This window comes from Pseudomonas duriflava, assembly GCF_007830155.1.
Lineage (GTDB): Bacteria > Pseudomonadota > Gammaproteobacteria > Pseudomonadales > Pseudomonadaceae > Chryseomonas > Chryseomonas duriflava.
Map to the genome: position 1 here is coordinate 191,114 of NZ_VLKY01000003.1, position 22,352 is coordinate 213,465.

General features: G+C 55.0%; 21 protein-coding genes. 13 read left to right on the forward strand and 8 right to left on the reverse strand.

Annotated elements, in window-relative coordinates:
* Positions 1-12: 12 nt before the first annotated feature.
* The 3 genes from alr to IQ22_RS05385 all read left to right on the forward strand — a co-directional run bounded on the left by alr (position 13) and on the right by IQ22_RS05385 (position 2,226).
* Positions 13-1,089, forward strand: coding sequence for an alanine racemase (gene alr / locus IQ22_RS05375; RefSeq protein ID WP_145139234.1), 1,077 nt, complete (start codon positions 13-15; stop codon positions 1,087-1,089).
* Positions 1,090-1,219: 130 nt separating this feature from the next.
* Positions 1,220-1,774 (forward strand): cupin domain-containing protein, encoded by a 555-nt coding sequence (locus IQ22_RS05380; protein ID WP_145139237.1) that lies wholly within the window; start codon positions 1,220-1,222, stop codon positions 1,772-1,774.
* Positions 1,775-1,794: 20 nt separating this feature from the next.
* A complete protein-coding gene (locus tag IQ22_RS05385; protein WP_145139240.1) occupies positions 1,795-2,226 on the forward strand; it encodes a c-type cytochrome in 432 nt (143 codons plus the stop codon).
* A gap of 59 nt (positions 2,227-2,285) precedes the next feature.
* Here IQ22_RS05385 and metK read toward each other — a convergent pair whose 3' ends face one another.
* Positions 2,286-3,476 carry a methionine adenosyltransferase gene (gene metK, locus IQ22_RS05390; RefSeq protein ID WP_145139243.1) on the reverse strand — a complete coding sequence of 397 codons (1,191 nt, stop codon included), beginning with the start codon at positions 3,474-3,476 and terminating at the stop codon, positions 2,286-2,288.
* Positions 3,477-3,604: 128 nt separating this feature from the next.
* Complete coding sequence (locus tag IQ22_RS05395; RefSeq protein ID WP_145139245.1) at positions 3,605-4,585, reverse strand: ArsR/SmtB family transcription factor; 981 nt, start codon at positions 4,583-4,585, stop codon at positions 3,605-3,607.
* 345 nt (positions 4,586-4,930) lie between these two features.
* On the opposite strand from IQ22_RS05395, the gene tkt reads away from it, so the two are divergent.
* Entirely contained in the window at positions 4,931-6,928 is a 1,998-nt protein-coding gene (gene tkt / locus IQ22_RS05400; protein WP_145139248.1) for a transketolase, read from the forward strand.
* A gap of 90 nt (positions 6,929-7,018) precedes the next feature.
* Here the strand turns inward: tkt and IQ22_RS05405 are convergent, their stop codons facing one another.
* The 3 genes from IQ22_RS05405 to otnI form a co-directional block, all read right to left on the reverse strand.
* Positions 7,019-7,528: a methylated-DNA--[protein]-cysteine S-methyltransferase gene (locus tag IQ22_RS05405; protein ID WP_145139251.1), complete on the reverse strand. Its 510-nt coding sequence runs from the start codon at positions 7,526-7,528 to the stop codon at positions 7,019-7,021.
* Complete coding sequence (locus IQ22_RS05410) at positions 7,525-9,066, reverse strand: DNA-3-methyladenine glycosylase 2 family protein (RefSeq protein WP_145139254.1); 1,542 nt, start codon at positions 9,064-9,066, stop codon at positions 7,525-7,527. The genes IQ22_RS05405 and IQ22_RS05410 overlap by 4 nt, the downstream gene beginning before the upstream one ends.
* A 147-nt stretch (positions 9,067-9,213) precedes the next feature.
* Positions 9,214-10,005: a 2-oxo-tetronate isomerase gene (gene otnI / locus IQ22_RS05415; RefSeq protein WP_145139257.1), complete on the reverse strand. Its 792-nt coding sequence runs from the start codon at positions 10,003-10,005 to the stop codon at positions 9,214-9,216.
* Between the two features lie 240 nt (positions 10,006-10,245).
* Here otnI and epd point away from each other — a divergent pair, with 240 nt between their 5' ends.
* From epd to fba, 5 genes are all read left to right on the forward strand, one after another.
* Positions 10,246-11,289, forward strand: a complete 1,044-nt coding sequence (gene epd, locus IQ22_RS05420) for an erythrose-4-phosphate dehydrogenase (RefSeq protein ID WP_145139260.1) — start codon at positions 10,246-10,248, stop codon at positions 11,287-11,289.
* Positions 11,290-11,315: 26 nt separating this feature from the next.
* A complete protein-coding gene (locus IQ22_RS05425) occupies positions 11,316-12,479 on the forward strand; it encodes a phosphoglycerate kinase (RefSeq protein WP_145139264.1) in 1,164 nt (387 codons plus the stop codon).
* Positions 12,480-12,483: 4 nt separating this feature from the next.
* Complete coding sequence (locus IQ22_RS05430; RefSeq protein ID WP_145139267.1) at positions 12,484-12,684, forward strand: hypothetical protein; 201 nt, start codon at positions 12,484-12,486, stop codon at positions 12,682-12,684.
* Positions 12,671-13,018 (forward strand): MliC family protein, encoded by a 348-nt coding sequence (locus tag IQ22_RS05435; RefSeq protein ID WP_145139270.1) that lies wholly within the window; start codon positions 12,671-12,673, stop codon positions 13,016-13,018. The genes IQ22_RS05430 and IQ22_RS05435 overlap by 14 nt, the downstream gene beginning before the upstream one ends.
* A gap of 117 nt (positions 13,019-13,135) precedes the next feature.
* Positions 13,136-14,200, forward strand: a complete 1,065-nt coding sequence (gene fba, locus IQ22_RS05440) for a class II fructose-bisphosphate aldolase (RefSeq protein WP_145139274.1) — start codon at positions 13,136-13,138, stop codon at positions 14,198-14,200.
* Between the two features lie 62 nt (positions 14,201-14,262).
* Here the strand turns inward: fba and IQ22_RS05445 are convergent, their stop codons facing one another.
* On the reverse strand, positions 14,263-16,539 hold the full coding sequence (locus IQ22_RS05445; protein ID WP_158635410.1) for a M48 family metallopeptidase: 2,277 nt from the start codon (positions 16,537-16,539) through the stop codon (positions 14,263-14,265).
* A 232-nt stretch (positions 16,540-16,771) separates the two neighbouring features.
* Between IQ22_RS05445 and IQ22_RS05450 the strand changes: the two genes are divergently transcribed.
* Entirely contained in the window at positions 16,772-17,281 is a 510-nt protein-coding gene (locus IQ22_RS05450; protein ID WP_145139280.1) for a YgjP-like metallopeptidase domain-containing protein, read from the forward strand.
* A gap of 82 nt (positions 17,282-17,363) precedes the next feature.
* Here the strand turns inward: IQ22_RS05450 and IQ22_RS05455 are convergent, their stop codons facing one another.
* On the reverse strand, positions 17,364-17,618 hold the full coding sequence (locus IQ22_RS05455; protein ID WP_145139283.1) for a YebG family protein: 255 nt from the start codon (positions 17,616-17,618) through the stop codon (positions 17,364-17,366).
* 112 nt (positions 17,619-17,730) lie between these two features.
* On the reverse strand, positions 17,731-18,213 hold the full coding sequence (locus tag IQ22_RS05460; RefSeq protein WP_145139718.1) for a GreA/GreB family elongation factor: 483 nt from the start codon (positions 18,211-18,213) through the stop codon (positions 17,731-17,733).
* A gap of 368 nt (positions 18,214-18,581) precedes the next feature.
* On the opposite strand from IQ22_RS05460, the gene IQ22_RS05465 reads away from it, so the two are divergent.
* The 3 genes from IQ22_RS05465 to IQ22_RS05475 all read left to right on the forward strand — a co-directional run bounded on the left by IQ22_RS05465 (position 18,582) and on the right by IQ22_RS05475 (position 22,133).
* On the forward strand, positions 18,582-19,301 hold the full coding sequence (locus tag IQ22_RS05465; RefSeq protein WP_145139285.1) for a phosphoribosyltransferase: 720 nt from the start codon (positions 18,582-18,584) through the stop codon (positions 19,299-19,301).
* 18 nt (positions 19,302-19,319) lie between these two features.
* Positions 19,320-20,339, forward strand: coding sequence for an SDR family oxidoreductase (locus IQ22_RS05470; protein ID WP_145139287.1), 1,020 nt, complete (start codon positions 19,320-19,322; stop codon positions 20,337-20,339).
* 318 nt (positions 20,340-20,657) lie between these two features.
* Positions 20,658-22,133 (forward strand): lipid II flippase MurJ, encoded by a 1,476-nt coding sequence (locus IQ22_RS05475; RefSeq protein WP_145139289.1) that lies wholly within the window; start codon positions 20,658-20,660, stop codon positions 22,131-22,133.
* Positions 22,134-22,352: the final 219 nt, after the last annotated feature.

The window sequence follows — 22,352 nt, forward strand, 5'->3', positions numbered from 1 at the left end:
AGAGAGATCGTCATGCGTCCCGCCCGTGCCCTGATAGACCTTAACGCCTTGCGTCATAATTACCGGATCGCCCGAGAGCTCAGCGGCGATGCCCGGGCGCTCGCCGTGGTTAAGGCTGATGCGTATGGGCATGGGGCGGTTCGTTGCGCGCAGGCTTTGGCCGATGAGGCGGATGGCTTCGCGGTAGCCTGCATTGAAGAAGCATTAGAACTACGTGAAGCTGGCATCCAGGCGCCCATTCTGTTGCTTGAGGGATTTTTCGAAGCTGATGAGCTGGACGTGATCGTGCATCAAGGGTTCTGGTGTGTGATCCATTCGGCTTGGCAGTTGGATGCTCTGGAGCAAGCGACCTTGGCTGCACCGATCAATGTCTGGCTCAAGCTAGACTCAGGCATGCACCGGGTCGGGTTCTTTCCTGAAGAATATGCCGACGCCTATCGGCGTCTACAGGCCAGCGGCAACGTAGCGGACATTGTCAAGATGACCCACTTCGCTAGGGCCGACGAGCTTGACTGTACGGCGACTATTGCCCAGCTGAAGACCTTTCAGCGTGCTACAGCGGGATTGCCGGGCCAGACCAGCCTGCGTAACTCACCGGCGGTACTAGGCTGGCCCGAGGTGCCGAGCGATTGGGTGCGGCCTGGCATTATGCTCTATGGCGCCACGCCGTTCGAGGTCCCGCATGCTCATGCTGACCGTTTGCAGCCAGTGATGACGTTAGAGTCGAGAATCATCAACGTACGTGAGCTACCGCCGGGGCAGCCGGTGGGTTACGGCGCGCGTTACATAACCCGTCAGCCAGCTCGGATCGGCATCGTGGCGATGGGGTATGCCGATGGTTATCCGCGGCATGCGCCTAGTGGGGCACCGGTTACTGTCGAGGGCAAGGCGTCCCGTATCGTTGGGCGGGTGTCCATGGACATGTTGGCAATCGATCTGACCGATTTGCCAGCGGCTGGTGTTGGTAGTCGTGTCGAGCTTTGGGGATCGCAGGTCTTGGCTAGTGAACTGGCTGCCCTGTGTGGCACCATTCCCTATCAGCTGTTCTGCAACCTCAAGCGTGTGCCGCGCGTATATCAGGGGGATTGAACAGGCTGTCGGCTTGCTCGGGATTGATGGCCGTTCTGTTGTAAATATTGAACACTGTTGCCATGATACCGGCCGCCCGGGTACCTCTGGGCTGTTATTGCCTGCCTGTTGCTACAAGGAGAAGCCGCCCTTGGACGTTGGTGCTCGTCTGCAAGCCATCCGTAAACTCAAAGGTCTGTCCCAGCGAGAGCTCGCCAAACGAGCAGGTGTGACCAATAGCACCATTTCGATGATCGAAAAAAATAGCGTAAGCCCATCTATCAGCTCCTTGAAAAAGGTCCTGAGCGGTATTCCGATGTCTCTTGTGGAGTTCTTTTCGCTCGATCTGGCCGATGACAGTCCGACTCAGGTGGTCTACAAGGCTCATGAACTGATCGACATCTCCAGTGGTGACAACACGGTCACTATGCGGCTGGTCGGCAAAGCCCGTCCCAGCCGGGCGATTGCCTTCCTGGACGAAACCTACCCGCCGGGCTCCGATACAGGCCTGGAGATGCTCGACCATGAAGGTGAAGAGGCCGGTATGGTCGTTTCCGGACGGCTTGAACTGACCGTAGGCAGCGATACCTACCTGCTCGAGTCAGGTGATAGTTACTATTTCGAAAGCAGCCGGCCGCACCGTTTTCGTAACCCTTTCGACGAACCGGCCCGTTTGATCAGCGCGACAACACCCGCTAATTTTTAACGGAGTCGAGGCTAAACGTCATGCATAAACGGCTGATAGACCTGGGCGGTGTCCTGGCTTTAAGTTTTTCGGTATACGTGCAGGCGGAAGCGGACATGAGCCGGGAGGCTATCGTTCAGCGTATCGCGCCGGTGGGGAAGGTATGTATCCATGGTCAGGCATGCCCGGTCGACGATGTGCAAGCTCCTGTCGAGGAGAAGCCCTCGGGCAGAGCGGCAGAGCAAGTCGTGAGCGCTACGTGCCACGGATGCCATAGCGTCGGTGTTCTGGGTGCGCCCAAAATTGGTGATAAGGCGGCCTGGTCCGCTCGCGCCAAAGCACGGGGTGGCCTGGACGGTTTACTCGCCACGACGATTTCGGGTATCAACGCCATGCCGCCGAAAGGAGCCTGTTTCGATTGCTCCAAAGACGAATTGCGTAGCGCGATCATGTATATGTCAGGGCTGGAGTAAGCGCGATCTGTGTGTAAAAGAAACCCCGCTCGAGGCGGGGTTTCTTGTTTTAGTGCTGCTTACAGACCTGCAGCTGCACGCAGGGCGTCGGCCTTATCGGTCTTTTCCCAAGTGAATGCCGTGAAGGTGTCATTACCCACGGTCATTTCATAGGGCGTACGGCCAAAGTGACCATAGGCGGCCGTGGCACGGTACATTGGGTGCAGCAGATCAAGCATCTTGGTAATCGCGTAAGGACGCAGGTCGAAGTGCTCGCGGACCAGTTGGATGATTTTGTCATCGCTGACCTTGCCCGTGCCGAAGGTGTTGATCGAGATAGACGTCGGCAGTGCTACGCCAATGGCATAGGACACCTGAATCTCGCAACGGTCGGCCAGTCCGGCCGCCACCACGTTCTTGGCAACATAGCGGCCTGCGTAGGCGGCGCTGCGGTCTACCTTGGATGGGTCCTTGCCGGAGAAGGCACCGCCACCGTGACGGGCCATGCCGCCATAGGTGTCTACGATAATCTTGCGGCCGGTCAGACCACAGTCACCCACCGGGCCGCCAATGATGAACTGGCCAGTTGGGTTGATGTGGAACTGGGTGTCCTTGTGCAACAGTTCAGCCGGAATAACGTGCTTAACGATCAACTCCATCACGGCTTCGCGCAGGTCGACGTATTTCACGTCCGGGTTGTGCTGAGTGGACAGTACGATCGCATCGATACCCACCACCTTGCCGCCTTCGTAACGGCAGGTAACCTGGGATTTGGCATCCGGGCGCAGCCACGGCAGCAGGCCGGACTTACGCGCTTCGGCCTGACGCTCCACCAAGCGGTGGGAGAAGCAGATCGGTGCCGGCATCAGCACGTCGGTTTCGTTACTGGCGTAGCCGAACATCAAGCCCTGGTCACCTGCACCCTGATCTTCCGGCTTGCTGCGGTCAACGCCCTGGGCGATATCCACGGACTGCTTGCCGATGATGTTGACAATACCGCAGGTAGCGCCGTCAAAGCCGACGTCGGAACTGTTGTAGCCGATATCGATGATCACGTCACGGACCAGCTGCTCTAGATCGACCCAGGCAGAGGTAGTCACTTCACCGGCAACAATGGCCACACCGGTTTTCACCAGCGTTTCACAGGCCACGCGAGCATGCTTGTCTTCCGCGATGATGGCGTCGAGCACCGCATCGGAAATCTGGTCGGCGATCTTGTCCGGATGCCCTTCAGACACGGACTCGGAGGTAAACAGAGAGTAATCGCTCATCTATCGGTTCCTATACTACCGGTGGGTGAGGCGGCCCGAAGGCCATGTCATGAAACTGTTAGTTGTCTGGATACGACAGCCGTGCTGCCATATCCTCCGTGTCGCCTCTAAGCGACAACGGGTCAATCCTATTCCGGGCGGGCGAATTGCCTGACCTGAATCTGGAAACCATTGCGCAAGCCTATATAAAGGCTTTCGCCTTGCAGCAATCCAGCGGCACTGGCCCAGCGGGCCAGTTCGTCCTGATCGAAACCAAGCCAGAGATCGCCACAGGCCGTCCGGGCCCAACTCTGGTCATGGCTGCACAACTCCGTAATCAACAGGCTGCCGCCGGGGCGGACCCAGCCCGCCAGGTGTTTCATCGCTTCAGCCGGTGCGGCGACATGGTGCAGGACCATGTTCAGTATCACGCAGTCCGCCGTCAGAGTAGCCTTGTCCAGCGCATCCGCCAGCCTCAGCGTGACATTGGTCAGGCCGTTGTGCTCGCACAGCTGCCGGGCTAGGTCGAGCATTGCTGGGCTGTTGTCCAGCGCCGTCACCTGGGCGAAACGCTGTGCCAGTTCAGGCAGAAAACATCCATCGCCTGGGCCGATCTCAAGCGCTGTTGCATCCGGTGCAAAGCTCATTGCATCCAACAGAGCCAGCACGCTGTCCCGGTACTGCGGCAGGCCGGCAATCAGATCCTGTTGTGCCTGGAACTTGTCCGCCATACGGGCGAAGAAATCCCGGCTTGCCTCGGCCCGTTGAGCATGCACCGCCGCGATTCGTGCCTGGGCCTCGGTCGGAAGCGTCAGGCCATCTACCTCGGCCAGCAGCGCGGCGTGCAAGGCACCGCCCGTTTGCTCCACCCGTGGCAGGGCACGGCGATAGAAAATAGCATTGCCTTCGCGGCGGGTCGCGACCAGCCGGGCTTGCGACAGGACCTTCAGATGATGACTCATACCTGACTGGCCTGTTGCGAAAATATGCGCTAGTTCCAGCACGCCAAACGAGTCGTTGGCCAGAGCGCGCAGCACATTTAATCGCAGCGGATCACCGCCTGCCTTGCAGAGCGCAGCCAGCTCATCGCAATCGTCGTGGCAAAAAGTAGGCACATGCAGATTATTCATGGATGCGCAGTCTAGTGATGACTAGCGCCCCTCGCAAGGGAAGCATCAAAAAGTTTTGATATTGATGATTAGGTAACCCTGAACCGCTTCTTTGATTAGAAGGGGGCTGACGCGACGGGTGGTGGCGATAGGCCGGTTGTTTGCAATGAGGCTCTGATGGCATAGCGCTGGTTTCTTGAGCAAGTAGCGGAGTCGATTATCCAGGCGCAGCCCTGAGGGAGGCGGCAAGTCAGGTGCGAATTTATGAAAGCCTGGCTCATGCGGTGTGTTTGCATTGCTCCGCAGGGCCTGGCTGGGCGAAAATGGTCCTCCTTTTACTCGTGTGACCCTCTCAGGAGATCAGCGATGCCCAGTCGTCGAGACCGTGCCAACGCCATTCGCGCCCTCAGCATGGATGCCGTACAAAAAGCCAACAGCGGCCATCCCGGTGCCCCCATGGGAATGGCGGACATTGCCGAAGTACTCTGGCGTGACTATCTCAAGCACAACCCGGTAAACCCCACGTGGGCCGACCGCGACCGCTTCGTGCTGTCTAACGGCCACGGCTCGATGCTGATCTACTCGCTGCTGCATCTGACAGGTTACGACCTGTCCATTGATGACCTGAAGAACTTCCGTCAGCTGCACAGCCGGACCCCAGGTCATCCTGAATATGGCTATGCCCCTGGCGTAGAAACCACAACCGGCCCGCTAGGGCAGGGCATCGCTAATGCCGTGGGCTTCGCCCTGGCCGAAAAGATCATGGCGGCCCAGTTCAACCGCGACGGTCACTCCATTGTCGACCACTTCACCTATGTCTTCCTGGGTGACGGCTGCATGATGGAAGGTATCTCTCACGAGGTCTGCTCGCTGGCCGGTACGCTGCGTCTGTCCAAGCTGATTGCCTTCTACGACGACAACGGTATTTCCATCGATGGCGAAGTCCATGGCTGGTTTACCGACGACACGCCCAAGCGTTTCGAAGCCTATGGCTGGCAAGTGATTCGCAATGTCGACGGCCACGATCCGGAAGAGATCAAGATGGCGCTGGAAACCGCCCGCAAGAGCGACCAGCCCACCCTGATCTGCTGCAAGACCATCATTGGCTTCGGCTCGCCCAACAAGCAGGGCAAGGAAGAATCCCACGGCGCTGCTTTGGGTGAGGCAGAAGTCGCTGCAACCCGTGAAGCACTGGGTTGGAAGCACGGCGCCTTTGAAATTCCCCAGGACATTTATGCCGAGTGGGACGCGAAGGCCAACGGTGCCAAGGCGGAAGCCGAGTGGAACCAGCGTTTCGCGGCCTATGCCGAGGCTTATCCCGAGCTGGCTGCCGAGTTCAAGCGCCGCATGGCCGGTGAGCTGCCGGCTGACTTCTCTGCCAAAGCATCCGCGTTCATCCGTGAAGTAGCAGCCAAGGGCGAAACCATTGCCAGCCGCAAGGCCAGCCAGAACTGCCTGCAGTTCTTCGGGCCGCTGTTGCCGGAAATCCTGGGTGGCTCGGCTGATCTGGCCGGTTCCAACCTGACCTTATGGAAGGGCTGTAAGCCGGTCGTTGAAGAAGACGCCTCCGGCAATTACATGTACTACGGCGTTCGTGAGTTCGGCATGAGCGCCATCATGAATGGCGTTGCGTTGCATGGCGGCCTGATTCCTTACGGCGGCACCTTCCTGATGTTCATGGAGTACGCGCGTAACGCGGTGCGTATGTCGGCGCTGATGAAGCAGCGGGTAATCTATGTCTTTACCCACGACTCCATTGGTCTGGGCGAAGACGGCCCAACCCACCAGCCGGTCGAACAGATTGCTTCCCTGCGTTACACGCCTAACCTGGACACCTGGCGTCCGGCCGATGCGGTCGAAGCGGCGGTATCCTGGAAGGCTGCGCTGGAGCGAAAGGACGGCCCGGCCGCGCTGATCTTCTCCCGTCAGAACCTGCCGCATCATCTGCGTGACGACGAGACCGAAGCCGCTATCGCCCATGGTGGTTATGTGCTGAAGAGCTGCGAAGGTGAACCTGAGCTGATCTTTATCGCCACTGGCTCTGAAGTTGCTCTTGCCGTTCAGGCCTATGACAAGCTCACCGCTGAAGGCCGCAAGGTTCGCGTTGTGTCCATGCCATGCACCAGCGTGTTCGACCGTCAGAGCCCGGAGTACCGTCAGTCCGTACTGCCCGTCGAGGTAGGTGCACGTATTGCCATCGAAGCCGGAATCGCAGACTACTGGTACAAGTACGTCGGCTTGGATGGCCGTGTGATCGGCATGACCACCTATGGGGAATCTGCGCCGGCACCGGCGTTGATGGAGCACTTTGGTTTCACGCTGGACAATGTTCTGGCCGTTGCCAACGAGCTGCTGGAAGACTGATCTCCGCTTCCGCTTCCGCTTCCGCTTCCGCTTAAACGCCCAGTCCCATGATTGGGCGTTTTTATTTCGTTTGGTGAAACATTTTTGCTTTCAGCCCGTTGCAAACAGACCTTCATTGACACGTGGAAGCGCACCCTCCAACTCCAGCAGGAATTGTTTGACCGGCAAGCCTCCGCCAAAGCCGGTCAGCGCGCCACTCGTGCCGATCACACGATGACAAGGCAGTACGATAGGCAGCGGATTACGGCCATTGGCAGCGCCTACGGCACGTACAGCCTTGGGATTGCCGACCCGTATGGCCAATTGGGCGTAACTCCACGTAAGGCCATAGGGGATTTCGGCCAGGGCCTGCCATACCTCGCGCTGAAACGGCGTTCCTAGCGGCGCTAATGGTAGATCGAACTGCTGACGGTGTCCGGCAAAATAATCGTCCAGTTGTTGGCGTGTTGCATCCAGCAAGAGGTGATGGGCTTCCTGCCAGTCTTTTCCGCACGCGACGGGATGACGGGATTCGGGAAATTCGATTTGATGCAGTCCGGCATCGCTGGCCGCTACCCGCAAGCGGCCAATGGGGCTATTGATAAAGGTATAGGCAATCATGGCGTCATGTCCTCTTGAAATGCGTTAGCAGGCGCGGCGAATTTCCGCTCGGTCGCGTCGCGCCAGAGTTGCATAACGGCATAGCCGCGCCAGGGACGCCACGCTTCCGCCCGTGCCTGAAGCGCTCGTGCGGACAAGCGCTCTCCGGTACCGGCAGCACGTTGTAGCACCAGGTCTTCAGCGGGAAAGGCATCCGGGTGGCCCAGGGCGCGCAGGGCAATGTATTGAGCTGTCCAGGGGCCTATCCCAGGCAAGGCGTCCCACCGTGCGCTGAAGTCGTCCAGGCTATGGTGGACCGCAAAATCCACTGAGCCGTCACGCAGGCCTCGGGCTACGGCCAGCAATGTGGCGGAGCGGCTGCGAATCAGACCGAGGGCCGTTAGGTCTTCCAGCTGGGCATTAGCCAGGGTCTCGACCGTTGGAAAGAACCGGTCTAGTCCTTCCGGCGGCGGGCAGGCTTCCTCGTGTGTTGATTGCGGCCAAGGCTCGCCGAAGCGCTGCACTAAGCGCGCAGTCATAGTCCGGGCAGCCGCCACGCTGACCTGCTGGCCGATTACGGCGCGTACGGCAATTTCGAAGCCGTCCCAGCCGCTGGCCAACCGTAGCCCTGGGCGGCGTGTCAGTAAGGCTTGGAGTTGAGGGTCGCAGGAGAGTACTGCGGCAATGGCCTGCGGATCAGCATCCAGATCAAACATACGGCGAATTCGCTGAACGCTGCCAAGCAGGCGCGCTGGTGTGGCACCATGCAGCTCCAGGCGCAGCGCCTGCTCACCGGGCCAAGGTGAGACCCGTAGCCAGCCTGGTTGAAGCGGATTGCCGATGAGCCGGGAGTAACTGTTCTCGGTCACTATTTCCACGCCCGGTAGGGCATGGCCATGTAAAAATTCCAACGTAGCCTGAAAGTCAAAGGGAGGGCGATAGGTCAGGCGCAAGGTTAAATTCGCCTCGGTAGGGCGATTGTCTGCTGTTTTCAGGCCCGCCCGGATCTGGCGCGGGGCCAGTCGATAGGCGGCCTGGAAGGCTGAATTAAACCGCCGCAGGCTGCGAAAGCCCGAGGCCAGCGCGATTTCGGTGATCGGGATACAGGTTTCGCTGAGTAACTGCTTGGCAAAGAGCAAGCGCCGCGTTCCTTGTACTTGACGGGGCGACACGCCCAGATGTTCATTGAACAACCGCCGCAATTGACGCTCACCGATAAATAGGCGCGCGGCTAGGTCAGAAATAGACGCGTCATCCAGTACGCCATCCTCAATCAGCGCAAGCGCTCGTGCCAGAACGGCATGCTCAACGTGGCGGGCCGGCGACAACTCTGGTCGGCACCGCAGGCAGGGGCGAAAACCTTCAGCCTCCGCTGCGGCCGCGCTGCTGTAGTACCGTACATTCTCTGCACGCGGAGCCGGGGCCGGGCAGACCGGACGGCAATAAATACCGGTCGTGATCACGGCGGTATAGAACAGTCCGTCGAAACGCGCATCGCGGCTCAAGCGAGCACGCTCGTACAGCAGAGTAGTGGGTGAGAAAAGCGTAATGGCGTTCATGCAGTTATGGACTCCTCGCGAAACGGTCTGGCAAGGCTGGCAACTGACCTGTTCCGCCGTCCTGCTCGGTGACTGTTCTACAGAGCCTAACACCCGCCCTCTGTCCGAACTCGCCGTTTTCGGACATTGTTATCGAAAAACAGAGGCTCAACGAATGGACATGGCCTGCCAGTCACGCAGCCAGCGCAGGCCGTGAGAGGTATTGCCCCGAGGCCGATATTCGCACCCGATCCAGCCGGTATAACCAAGCGTATCAATTAGCTCAAATAGATAGGGATAGTTGATCTCACCCCTATCCGGTTCGTGCCGGTCCGGTACGCCAGCGATCTGAATATGACCGATTCCCGGCATGTCGCGCTGTAAGGTCATGCTGAGGTCACCTTCAACAATCTGGCAGTGGTAACAGTCAAACTGTACTCGGAGGTTGTCCGCGCCAACATGCGCCCGGGCGGCCTGCGCCTCATCCTGTCGATTCAACAGAAAGCCAGGCATGTCGCGCGTATTAATAGGCTCGATCAAGATCGTACAGCCTGCTGTAGCCGCTTTCTCCGCTGCGTAGGCCAGGTTGTCCAGATAAAGCCCCCAGTGCCGAGCCTGGTCGGCCTCGGCGGGTAGCAGACCGGCCATGACATGAATGCAGGTATTGCCTAGCACTGATGCATAGTCGAGCGCACGAGCGATGCTGTCCCGAAACTCCTGTTCCCGCCCTGGTAGTGAAGCCAAGCCACGCTCACCGGTAGCCCAATCCCCTGGCGGCGCGTTGAATAAGATCTGGGTCAGGCCATGCTGATCAAGTTGAGCCTTAAGTTTTCCTGGTGAATAGTCGTAGGGAAACAGGTATTCCACTGCCATGAAACCATCTGCTGCTGCAGCAGCGAAGCGATCTAAAAAATCATGCTCGGTGTACATCAGGCTCAAGTTAGCCGCAAAGCGTGGCATAAAGGCTCCTGTGGCAATGTAGTAGAAAGTGGTTAAGCGCTACGAAAACAGTCGATCATGCCGGAAAGCAGCCTAAAAGTAGCGTGGTTTAGAGATGAAGGCTGGCTGCTCTCTAATTGCCAAGGCCCGCTTATTCCAAATGAAAGCCTTCATTTAGGGCTTGTGTAGTGTGTTACTGGTCAGGCTACACTTGTACCATCGATGGCCATTGATAATCACTTGCGGACAATCACTTCTCTCATGGCTTCCTCCTCTTACCGTGTTGCGCTCAATGGTTATGGCCGGGTCGGTCGTTGTGTCCTACGTGCCCTGCATGAGCGTCGCGCCGAGGCCAATTTCGAGATCGTTGCATTGAATGATGTGGCCGACTTGCCGAGTCTTGAGTATTTGACCCGCTTCGACTCTACTCACGGGCGTTTTCCGGGCGACGTTTCCATTGAGCAGAACCGGTTGTTGATCGGTGGTCGCCCGTTGGATATCTATCGAAAGGCAGATCCCAGCGGAATCGACTGGGCAGGCTTGGGTATCGACCTGGTCATGGAATGCTCGGGCGCGTTCAGTACCCGTGCCGACGGCAACCGCTTTATAGAAGGCGGTGCGCCACGCGTCTTGTTTTCCCAGCCGATGGTTAGCGAGCACGACGTCGACGCCACGATCGTATATGGCATCAATCAAGGCGAGCTGCTCGGGAGTGAGAAGCTGGTCTCGAATGCTTCCTGCACTACCAATTGCAGCGTTCCCCTGCTGAAACTTTTAAATGATCGCATAGGTCTTGAATACGTCTCGATAACCACGATTCATTCGGCCATGAATGACCAGCCTGTGATCGACGCCTACCATGCCGAAGACCTGCGTCGCACACGCTCGGCGTTTCAGTCGATCATTCCGGTCTCCACTGGCTTGGACCGTGGTATCGAGCGGCTACTGCCCGAACTGAACGGGCGCGTCCAGGCCAAGGCTCTGCGTGTGCCAACGGTCAATGTTTCGGCCTTGGACATCACCTGTCACGTCACGCGTGACACTAGCGTTGCCGAAATCAACGGACTGCTACGCGAAGCCGCCCTGCACGGTCCGCTCAGGCATCTGGTGGATTACACCGAGCTGCCGCATGCCTCCTGTGATTTCAACCACGATCCCCATTCCGCCATTGTTGATGGCAGCCAGACCCGCGTTTCCGGTCCCCGGTTGGTTAATCTACTGGCATGGTTCGATAACGAATGGGGCTTCGCTAATCGCATGATCGACGTGGCAAGTCATTTCTTGCGCGTTGCCAAACCACTCTGAACAAGCACAACGAAGGGATTGCACACATGTCCGTGTTGAAAATGAGCGACCTTGATCTGAACGGCAAGCGTGTCCTGATTCGCGAGGACCTGAACGTTCCGGTAAAGGATGGGCAGATCAAGAGTGACGCTCGCTTGGTTGCCGCGTTGCCTACGTTAAAGCTGGCGCTCGAGAAAGGCGCAGCGGTTATCGTCTGCTCTCACCTGGGCCGCCCGACCGAAGGCGAGGCCAGTGCCGAGAACAGTCTGAAGCCTGTAGCTGATTATTTGTCCAAGGCCTTGAATCGCGATGTGCCGTTGATAACTGACTATCTTGGCGGTATTGAAGTGAAGCCGGGCGAGCTCGTTCTGCTGGAAAACGTGCGTTTCAACAAGGGTGAAAAGAAAAGTGCGGATGAGCTAGCCCAGCAGTATGCAGCGCTGTGCGATGTGTTCGTCATGGACGCCTTTGGTACGGCACACCGTGCCGAAGGCTCTACCCACGGTGTCGCCAAGTTTGCCAAGGTAGCGGCAGCGGGTCCGCTACTAGCTGCCGAACTGGACGCCCTCGGCAAGGCGTTGAAGGCACCGGCACGCCCGATGGCTGCCATCGTGGCGGGCTCTAAGGTGTCAACCAAACTGGATGTCCTGAATTCCTTGTCGCAGGTCTGTGATCAGCTCATCGTCGGTGGCGGTATCGCCAATACGTTCCTTGCCGCCGCTGGCCATAAAGTTGGTAAGTCACTTTACGAAGCGGATCTGGTCGACACGGCCAAGGCCATTGCAGCCAAGGTAAGCGTCCCGCTTCCCGTCGATGTGGTTGTAGCAAAAGAGTTTGCCGAAACAGCCGAAGCCACTGTAAAGGCCATTGCTGATGTGGCAGATGATGACATGATTCTTGATATCGGCCCGCAAACGGCTCAGCAGTTTGCCGAGCTGCTCAAGTCGGCCAAGACTATTCTCTGGAATGGCCCGGTCGGCGTGTTTGAGTTTGACCAGTTTGGAAATGGCACCAAAGTACTGGCGCAGGCTATCGCTGACAGTGAGGCATTTTCTATTGCAGGCGGTGGCGACACTCTAGCTGCGATCGATAAATACGGCATAGGCGAAAAAATCTCCTACATTTCAACCGGTGGTGGTGCGTTTCTGGAGTTCGTGGAAGGAAAAGTTCTGCCTGCGGTCGAAATCCTGGAACAACGCGCTAAAGGATAACGCCATGATTCGTTTCGCCACTTTTACTCTGGTCAGCTGCGTCGTGCTCTCCGGCTGCGCTGCAGCTACGTCTGATAAGGTATGCCAAGTCTTCACGCCTGCACCGGTCTCGGCAGCTACCGCAACCGGGCAGAATGATGAACGTATTGCCCTGCAGACCACAGGAACACCTAATCCCACGACGAGTGCGGATGGCTGCGAGTGAGCGAAACGTGAAGAGATTAGTACTGCTCGGAGCAATCTGTCTGCTAGCTGGATTGACCGGGTGTGCTGAAAAGGCTGTGCCTGCAGCAGGATGGATTCGGTGGGTATGTGATAGCCAGGCGGAAATCGCCTGGCATTACGTAGACCGTAGCCACTCCATCGTAGATTTACGGCTCAACCAAGAACAGGTAACCCATCATCTGGAAAAACAACCGGCAGGGTCGGGTGAGTTTTATACCGACGGTGTGTTGGCTTTTCATATGAACGGTAATGAAGGGTTGGTTTACTGGGTAGCCAATAACGATCTCATCGGCCGTGGATGCACGGTTCGCTGAGGAAAAATGACAAGTTAATCGATACAGCACGAGCATAATTTCGCTCTAACTTGAAACACGGCCTGCGGGTGATGCAGGCTGCATGCATAACTGGTCCACATCAGGAGATAGGATTACATGGCACTCATCAGCATGCGCCAATTGCTGGACCACGCCGCCGAGTTCGGTTACGGCGTTCCAGCATTCAATGTTAATAACCTCGAGCAGATGCGCGCCATCATGGAAGCAGCCGACAAGACCGACTCTCCGGTCATCGTTCAGGCCTCTGCCGGTGCGCGCAAATACGCCGGTGCCCCATTTCTTCGTCATCTCATCCTGGCCGCGGTAGAAGAATTTCCGCACATTCCAGTAGTGATGCACCAGGACCACGGTACCAGCCCGGATGTTTGCCAGCGCTCTATCCAGCTGGGCTTCAGCTCGGTCATGATGGACGGCTCGCTGAGAGCAGATGGTAAAACTCCATCTGACTATGAGTACAACGTACGTGTTACTCAGCAGACTGTAGCGTTCGCCCATGCATGTGGTGTATCCGTTGAAGGCGAATTGGGCTGCCTGGGCTCTCTGGAAACTGGTATGGCTGGCGAAGAAGATGGCGTTGGTGCCGAAGGTACCCTGGATCACAGTCAGTTGCTGACTGATCCGGAAGAAGCCGCTCAATTCGTCAAGGCTACCAAGGTTGACGCGCTAGCCATTGCTATCGGTACTAGCCATGGCGCCTATAAATTCACCAAGCCGCCGACTGGGGATACCTTGTCGATCCAGCGTATCAAGGAAATCCATGCACGCATTCCTGATACTCATCTGGTTATGCATGGTTCCTCTTCCGTACCGCAGGAGTGGCTGAAAATCATCAATGAGTACGGTGGCGATATCAAGGAGACCTACGGCGTGCCCGTCGAGGAGATCGTCGAAGGTATCAAATACGGTGTACGTAAGGTCAATATCGATACTGATCTGCGTCTGGCTTCGACTGGTGCTATCCGTGAGTTTATGGCGAAAAACCCCAGCGAGTTCGACCCACGTAAATACCTGGCGAAAACTGTAACGGCCATGCGTGATATCTGTATTGCACGTTATGAGGCGTTTGGTACGGCAGGTCATGCTTCCAAGATCAAGCCGATCTCGTTGGATCGCATGTTCGAACGTTATGCGAGCGGCGAGCTAGACCCTAAGGTCAATTAAGCATGCTCTGATAAAAAAGCCCGCACTACCTGCGGGCTTTTTTATGTTGCAGTAAAGGGTGCTTAGATAGGGTTTACCTTTGATTCCTGCTTGTTAAGCATGCTGCCTGTCCGTATCAGGCATGCCGCCTCTACACTCAGGCACCAAGTGCTCAACGCGTTGAAAATCTGATGATAGCAATGGGCGAAACCTTCAAGTAAAGCATCACTTTTCTGATAGAACTCAAGTGGTGCAACCATTTCTCCGTTGAGATAAGGGCATTGCAGGCGCAAGTATCCCCCAATGGATTCTCCTTCCAGCAACTGCTGAGGTACTTTGTCTGCGGCCTGTAGCAGCTTTAAAGCTTCGCTCCGGAAGTCGAGTAGTGCGTAGTGACTGAGTTGGCTGACCTCTCTGCTAATCTGCAGGCGAGAAAGGCTGTTGTATTCCTTGACCAACTTATGGGCTTCACGTAATCGCTCGTAGGAAGGGTACAGCTCACATAGTGCAAAAAGAGCTTGGGCTAGCTCACGGGCTCTTGCATGCCCTAAGTGACACGTCTTAAGCGCATATTCAATTCGCTGCCGAAACAACGCAGCTGCTTCACTCATGACCAGGCGAGCAGGGCTTTGCCAACTGACGATTCCTCGATACTCATCCAGATAGTGATCGGCATTAAAGGTTTCGGTGCCATGAATCTGGTGGGTAATGTGGTGCGCTGCAAGTTCCTCGCAACAGGCCAGCATGACTCGTCGCTGTACCTCTTTCTGTGCCTGCTGCCAACTGCTACCAATCTCTGTTGAGCGTCGACGGAGCTCATCGATGTTAGAGGCCCAATCCAGCGAACCCAGGGCTCTTTCCACAGGCTCATGCAATGGCAGCCAGGGTAGTTCACACCACTGCCCGAGTGTCCATTTCGTCAATGATGAGGCATCGGAGCTTCTTTCATGTTCAGGTAGAGCAGCATGGCTGGTTTCGCGCAATTGAATGATGCTCACGTCGAGGCCAAGCCTCTGATAGTAGGCTGCTGTTGCCTGGCGGCAATATTCTTGAAAATAATCAAATAACGCGGCGGCAGGTTGTGAATTGTCTATGTATCCAGGTGCCGATAGGGCTTCTACCCGATTGATACGCTCCAGATCGGCAGGATGGGCGCGCCAGTAACGTTGACGGTCTCGTAGTTTGGCTTCCAGTTTTCGCTGCGTTTCTATATCCAGGCGAGTGGCCCCGACGGCTGTCGCATGAGACATGTCCGAAAGCAATGCACCCTCGCTCCAGGTTGAGGCGTTCTGTCGATCGGCCTGGCGGAAAGCCCAGCGTAATGCATGCAAGTGCAAGGTCGTTGCACGAAAGGTAGCGCTACCGCTGACTTGCGCGCTGTAGCGATCGGCTTCGAACTCCAGCAAACGGCACACTGGCCGGGAAAGCCGATAGCTTAATAGAAACAGATAATGAATCAGTTGCTTGGGAATCCGCATACCTGCTCGGGCAAGCATGACGCCTAGACGGGTAAATCGAGAAACATCCGTTTCGCTTAATCGATGCAGGCGCTCGGACCAGGTGTCATGGAAATGCGCACGTTGGTCCAGCCAGGCGTTACAGGCATTAATGATGAAATAGCAACGCATGGAAAGTCGACGAGTACAATGGCCCAACTCATGGGCTAAAACGCCTTGAAGCTGCCGGTTATCGAGTCCTGCAACCAGAGGAAGTCCAAGGGTAATCATCAATTCGCCCTTGATGAGTCCTTGCCAGCCAGGCGCCAAACTTACTCGAGCATCTACTTCGTTATTCAGGTGAACGACCAGAGGTAAGGGAGCCTGTATCGTCTTGCAAAGTGGGATGAGCATGTCCCAGAGGCGTTGCTCCTGCAGGCGGTCAATAATGACTGCTGGCTTGGCGTATTTTTTTCGAGGGAGCAGCGCCTTGCCTAGAAAAAATAATAGGGTCGTGCCAACAAGGCCGAGACCAGACTTGATCGCTATGATCAGCCCTTCATTGAGCGGATGTCCTATGAGCGTTTGTAGATCAAGCTGCGGCAGCAGGACGGCTAAGGTGCCAGCCAGTGATACGACAATGGTCAAATAGGTGAGAATGATCAGCATGCAGCAGATAGTCACGCCGATCAGATGAAGCGTTTGTATCCAAGTGCCGCTGGTCGAACGTGTTTCGTTAACTAACGAGGGCTCCGATGATGAGGCAATCGCTGAAACCGGTGTTTGCGTGTGTTTGGCTGAGCTTGCTGAAGAGTCGGGCGGATTGTCGTTCAGGCCGATCTGCTTAAGTAAATCGGAGGCGAGCTCGTGAGGAGCTCGTGAAGACAGAGCTTCAGTGCCTATGGCCAGATCATTACGAGACATGTGCATTCCATTGCAGGGCAAATGATATGGGCGTTTATCCTCCTGCTAGGCAGAAGGAGACAAAAATTGAATTATGTGGACCGCTTTTACAGGTTTTCTGAGGCGGTTTACCGTGCTTGACTCGCAAAAATGAAGTTTGAAAGTCCAGGCGTTTCGGTAGAGCGGACTGGTTCACTTCGTCTCGATAAAAAAGTCTGCTTTTAACCACCTGACCCGATAGATTGATCGTGCCATGAAAATACGTGACTACTTGCAAGGATATCCAGCAGCGCTTCGTCAGCAGGTAAAGATCCTGAGTGAGCAGGGTCGCCTGGGCGATTACCTGACGAAGCGGTACCCAGCCCGCCATACGATTCAGAGCGATAAAGCTTTATATGCTTACACGTCCGCACTCAAACAGGACTATCTGAAAAATGCACCTGGGATCGACAAGGTCTGCTACGACAATAACTTAGATACCTTAAAGAATGCGCTAGGGCTGCACACGGCCGTCTCGCGTGTACAAGGCGGCAGGCTGAAAGCAAAAAAGGAAATACGCATTGCAGCGCTCTTTAAAGACGCTGCCCCTGAGTTTTTGAATATGATCGTTGTTCACGAACTGGCGCATCTTAAGGAGCATGACCACAACAAGACGTTTTACCAGCTGTGCGAACATATGCTGCCGGGGTATCACCAGATTGAATTTGGTGTCCGTATTTACCTGACCTGGCGAGATCAGCAACGCAGGCATGAAGAGAAGTAAAGGCTGTAGCCACAATATGTCTCATTCCTCACACAGAATATGAGACACCATGACATGCAGCCTGAGATAGGCCTAACTCAGATTATCCCTTGTCGCTCAGTTCATTCAACGCATCAGGCTGGTTCTTGAAGGCTTTTGCAAACACCTCACGGTGACGGGCCATATAGATACCAATGTCCTCTGCCTGTTTCTCTGAAATATCAGGTACGGCTCGATGCAGTACTTCTGCCAGAGATTCCGCAAGCTCCAGCATTTTGTCATAACGGTCTGCTTCTGCTTTATCCATGAACAAGCGCTCCGGATCACGGCTGCTGCGATACAAGACTTCGACGGCCATTTATCACCTCATCGCCTTCATAATTACTGTTTATATATACAGTATAGCGCTGTTGGAATGTTTTGAACAGGACTACCATTCTTGATCAAAGATGATTGCATTGTCGTGTGGGTCAGGACACTTGAAGTATTTCGAATGTTTGGCTGATGCCATTTATCTCAATCTGTACTTCATCACCGATCTGTTTGCCTAGAAGTGCGTGGCCAAGCGGAGCCTTAGGAGTAATTACCATTACCTCTGCGGCTCCGCTTTTAAGCTTGAGGCCCGCTGCTGCTGGGCCCAGAAAGAAGACCTGCTTATGGCCGTCTTCGCTAGCTAGTGTCACACCGGCGGACAGCTGAACGCCTTGCGCTGGATCGTAAGGGCGCACGATTAATGTGTGATAGGCCTGTAAGGCATGGCGTATGTCATCAACACGCTTGGAATGGCCGGCCGCTAGGTAGGCCGCCTCCAGTCCAAGTGTATCGTATTTGTTTTCTGCAATATTTTCTTCGTGGGTTGCTGTTTCGTGCGCAGCTTTTGCCGCTTCAATAGCTCTTTGCAAATTAGCATGCAGTCTGTCGATGATCAGGTAGAGAAGATGTTGTTTGTCCATGTATCTAAGGATGTTCTCAGGTTTTTGCCGACATATAAGGCTGCACCATGTCCTCCTGTCGACAGGATGGAACAAGGGCTCTGGATCGCGGGTCATCACTTACAGGTGCTCTTGTGTTCAGGCGTGCCTGTAGGGGTGACCTGGTAGCTAAATGGTTTCGCTCATAGCGTACAGGGCCTGCTCGTATAGGTGCAGTATGTCCTGACGCAGATATTTTGAATTTCCCAACGAGTCGGATGAAACGAGATCGACTGGCAGGTACTGCGCTTGGGTGTCATGCCAGCTATGGCTACCGGTGCAACACCGCGTGGTTCGGGATTGCTTCGCTTATCTGACGTCCTGAAATCCTTTTCCTTTGGAGGCTGTGTATGGGGGCCGTACGCAAGATGATAGAGCCCTATCAGGATCGCTTTCAGGCCGGGCAGGCGCTAGCTGAAGTACTGCAGGTGTATGCCAATGCCAGCCCAGTAGTCTTGGCGTTGCCGCGTGGTGGCGTGCCGGTAGCGTTGCCCATCGCACAAGCATTGAACGCACCATTGGATGTGGTGATGGCTCGTAAAATCGGTGCTCCGAACGATAAGGGATGTGGTCTTGGCGCTGTTATTGACGGTCCAGCCTCACGCTGGGTGGTCAATCAGGATCGGCTGGAGTTTCTGAATCCGCCTGCAGGCTGGTTCGAGGCGGAGCGAGACCGGCAATTGTCTGATCTGAAAGGCCTGCGTCGCCTGTATTGTGGGAACAGGCCACCCGTTTCGCTAAAAGGGCGAACCGTAATTTTGGCTGATGATGGGCTCGATACAGGAGGGACGGCACGTGTAGCTCTAATGGCTTTGGCTGAGGAAGCGCCTGCGCGTCTTATGCTTGCCGTTCCAGTAGGGGCTCGCCGAGTAGTTAATGCGTTGCAGAAACTGGCCGATCAAATTATTTGCCTGGCCATGCCAGAACCCTTCCAAGGCATCGGCGCATATTACCGACAGTTCGAGCCGCTTTCCGATGTAGACGTTGCAGGTTTGTTGTCGTATGCACGACATACACGGACATTAGGCCGCTTTGCCCATCCAGAGCCTGTAGCCTGCCTTGCTCACTAATTTTTCTCCGAGACTACTATGAAACCGCGCCTGAAACCGCTGCATGAGCAAGTAATCGTACTTACCGGTGCCACGAGTGGTATTGGACTGGTAACAGCCCGAGCAGCGGCCAAAGCAGGGGCACGACTTGTTTTAGTAGCGCGTGATGAGGACACATTACAGGCTCTGAGAGAGGAGCTGGATAGTTCTCAGGCGGGGCGGGTGATCTATGTTGTGGCTGATGTGGCTAGCCGGGCACAGATGCAAGGCGTAGCCGAGCAGGCTGTAGCCCACTTTGGCGGTTTCGATACGTGGATCAATGATGCTGGAACATTAGTCTGGGGCACGCTCTGGAGTATCAGCGACGAGGACTTGCGTAAGGTTATTGAAACTAACTTCTGGGGTGTGGTTAATGGCTCGTTGGTCGCGGTTGAACACTTGCGCGAGCGGGGCGGCGCCTTGATCAATTTGGGGAGTGCATTGTCGGAAGCGGTTGCACCCCTTCAAGGGATTTATTGTGCAAGCAAGCATGCAGTCAAAGCTATTACTGATACGCTGCGTATCGAGCTGCAACACGCCAAGGCTCCTGTTTCCGTAACACTGATTAGGCCGTCGTCTACCAACACGCCGATTAATGAGCGCGCCAAAAACACGATGTCACATGTTGCCCATCTCCCTGGCCCTACCTATACGCCAGATGTCGTAGCTCGTGCAATTTTGTTCGCAGCAACTCACCCGCGAAGAGATATCTATATCGGTAACAGTAAGTTGATCAGTCGTGCTGCCCAATTGATGCCGCATATGTTCGATTGGTTAAGCGTCAAGAGCCTATTTGCTGCACAGCAAAGCAATATCCCGGATACAGATAAGAGAAACGCATTGTATGCGCCAGGGTTGGAAGGTAGAGAGCAAGGGGATAATCCGGCGCCTTGGTTCCGGCGTAGCCTGTATACCGAAGCGCACTTGAGGCCTGGGCAGACGCTGCTGGCTGCTGGCGCGACAGGGTTGTCTCTCTATGTAGCATGGCGGCTCGCTAAAAAGCTCGGTCGTCTAGGGTAATCAAGCAAAGACAAGATTTCTTCTAGTGAGCTTTCGATCACATATTCTCCGACATGCCTTTAAGTGTTAGCTAACCACTAGGCAGTCTTCTTCTATTTTTTTCGGCATTACGAAATATTTCTTCATTTGCGCTGTCAGTGCAGCAGCAAGACTGCGGACCTTATTCCAGACGATATCTACGCACCTTAGGATGTCGTTTTTCATGGAGTTCAGCAGATAAGTGGTAGATATGGTGAAGCGCTCATGCTCCATGTTCTGATTCTCTAGGAAGATGGAATGGTTGCCTTCATCGGGGATGTGTTTTTCTAGGAAAGAAGTATGAAGAAAACCGTAATTATCCTTATGATCACCGTTGCGAGTTTTCTCCTCGGATTCTTACGGGATCTCATCATTGCCAAGGAGTTCGGCCTTAGCTGGGAAGCGGACCTGATTTTCGTCGCGCTGGTCCTTCCGTTGTTTTTCGAAAATTTCTTTGGGCTCGCGCTACGCGACGCCATGATTCCTTATTTACAGCGGATACGTTCGAAGAGCGAGTCTCAGTTCATTCTGTCCAGTCGCTGGCTGTACTGGCGGGTCATGTTGTTTGGTCTATTGGTGTCCCTAGGTGCTGCCCTGGGTAGTCCGTGGGTGCTTAAAGCATTGGCGCCAGGATGGTCAGCCGAACAAGTCGAGGCGGGGCTATTGGTCTTTTCCGTAGGCGCTTTCCTGATTTTTGTACAAGCTATCCTTTATTGTCAGGGTGCCTTGTTAAGTCTGGATCGCATTTTCATTTTGCCAATGGCACGTACCGTGACTATGAATCTAGGGGCAATCATTGGGATCTACGCCTTTTACCCCAGTGGAATTTATTTGTTCTCCGGTATGTTGATTCCTCAGGTCATCCTGATTTTTATCCAACATCGGCGTATCGGTTACCTAACCGGGCTAGCCGTACCGGAAAAGCTTGAAAGTCGCGGCTTCGAGTTTGCTATTACATTCGCTCCGGTACTGGCAGCAGCAGGTGCTCAACAGGGTTGTATGCTGGCAGAGCGTTTCTTCGCCTCGTTTCTGGCTGAGGGATCGATCAGTATGCTGTCGTTCTCGTTCCGTATCGTGACGATTCCGCTAACGCTTTATACGCTCTCGATTCTAGCTGTCATGTTTCCTGATATGGCTAAAAGCTGGTCGGACAAAAACCATGAGCATTTCACCAATGTCTTGCACAAAACATCACTTGCCACGCTGTTATTTCTAGTGCCTGCCTCGGTCGTCTTACTGTCCTTCCCTGAGCCGGTAGTTAAAATCCTTCTGGAGCGAGGTGCTTTTGGTGCCGAGCAGACAGTCGCAACGGCCTCTCTTGTAACGGCTTATGCATTGGGACTTCCGTGGATGGGGCTAGCCCTGATGTGGGGACGGGCTCTACTGGCACAGCAGCGCCAACGTGCTTTCCTGCTTGCCACTTTGTTCAGTTCAGGCGTGACCATTCTGCTCGATATATCCTTGTACAAGACTTACGGCGCGGAAGGGCTTGCCTATTCATTATCCGTTGGCTCGTTCATTCAGGCTCTGCTCATGGCCTGGCTCTTGTATCGCGCCGCGCCTAATGGTGTAAGTCTAACTGTTCTGCTGCGCTGGGCTGTTTCCGCTACTTCCGTTACGGTCGCGGCGTTTTATATGGCTCCTGAGCCGAATGGATTGATTCAGCTAGTCCTTTATATCTCTAGCCTGCTCGTATGTCTTTTGGTCTGTTTGTTGATCTTAGGTGAGCGGGATCTGTTCCGGCGATCCTACTGGACGACGATTAGATCGGCCTAACCACAGGCAAGTCGGAAGGGTGAGCTTCTTCCGACTTGCGACTTGCTTACAAAAGCACTAACTAACCAAGTCACATATATAAATTTATTAGCTATTTAAAACTTATTTTTGATTTTTTTTAGTTATAGAAATAGCTATGTTTATTAGCACTTCTTTTGAGCTAATGGCTCTAGATCCTTGTTTTCTATAATTTCAAATTTCTAAAGGCTTTAGGGATAC

Coding starts and splice junctions, on each gene's coding strand:
- alr (WP_145139234.1), top strand. CDS start 13: ATGCGTCCCGCCCGTGCCCTGATAGACCTTAACGCCTTGCGTCATAAT.
- IQ22_RS05385 (WP_145139240.1), top strand. CDS start 1,795: ATGCATAAACGGCTGATAGACCTGGGCGGTGTCCTGGCTTTAAGTTTT.
- metK (WP_145139243.1), bottom strand. CDS start 3,476: ATGAGCGATTACTCTCTGTTTACCTCCGAGTCCGTGTCTGAAGGGCAT.
- IQ22_RS05395 (WP_145139245.1), bottom strand. CDS start 4,585: ATGAATAATCTGCATGTGCCTACTTTTTGCCACGACGATTGCGATGAG.
- tkt (WP_145139248.1), top strand. CDS start 4,931: ATGCCCAGTCGTCGAGACCGTGCCAACGCCATTCGCGCCCTCAGCATG.
- IQ22_RS05405 (WP_145139251.1), bottom strand. CDS start 7,528: ATGATTGCCTATACCTTTATCAATAGCCCCATTGGCCGCTTGCGGGTA.
- IQ22_RS05410 (WP_145139254.1), bottom strand. CDS start 9,066: ATGAACGCCATTACGCTTTTCTCACCCACTACTCTGCTGTACGAGCGT.
- otnI (WP_145139257.1), bottom strand. CDS start 10,005: ATGCCACGCTTTGCGGCTAACTTGAGCCTGATGTACACCGAGCATGAT.
- epd (WP_145139260.1), top strand. CDS start 10,246: ATGGCTTCCTCCTCTTACCGTGTTGCGCTCAATGGTTATGGCCGGGTC.
- IQ22_RS05425 (WP_145139264.1), top strand. CDS start 11,316: ATGTCCGTGTTGAAAATGAGCGACCTTGATCTGAACGGCAAGCGTGTC.
- IQ22_RS05430 (WP_145139267.1), top strand. CDS start 12,484: ATGATTCGTTTCGCCACTTTTACTCTGGTCAGCTGCGTCGTGCTCTCC.
- IQ22_RS05435 (WP_145139270.1), top strand. CDS start 12,671: ATGGCTGCGAGTGAGCGAAACGTGAAGAGATTAGTACTGCTCGGAGCA.
- fba (WP_145139274.1), top strand. CDS start 13,136: ATGGCACTCATCAGCATGCGCCAATTGCTGGACCACGCCGCCGAGTTC.
- IQ22_RS05445 (WP_158635410.1), bottom strand. CDS start 16,539: ATGTCTCGTAATGATCTGGCCATAGGCACTGAAGCTCTGTCTTCACGA.
- IQ22_RS05450 (WP_145139280.1), top strand. CDS start 16,772: ATGAAAATACGTGACTACTTGCAAGGATATCCAGCAGCGCTTCGTCAG.
- IQ22_RS05455 (WP_145139283.1), bottom strand. CDS start 17,618: ATGGCCGTCGAAGTCTTGTATCGCAGCAGCCGTGATCCGGAGCGCTTG.
- IQ22_RS05460 (WP_145139718.1), bottom strand. CDS start 18,213: ATGGACAAACAACATCTTCTCTACCTGATCATCGACAGACTGCATGCT.
- IQ22_RS05465 (WP_145139285.1), top strand. CDS start 18,582: ATGGGGGCCGTACGCAAGATGATAGAGCCCTATCAGGATCGCTTTCAG.
- IQ22_RS05470 (WP_145139287.1), top strand. CDS start 19,320: ATGAAACCGCGCCTGAAACCGCTGCATGAGCAAGTAATCGTACTTACC.
- IQ22_RS05475 (WP_145139289.1), top strand. CDS start 20,658: ATGAAGAAAACCGTAATTATCCTTATGATCACCGTTGCGAGTTTTCTC.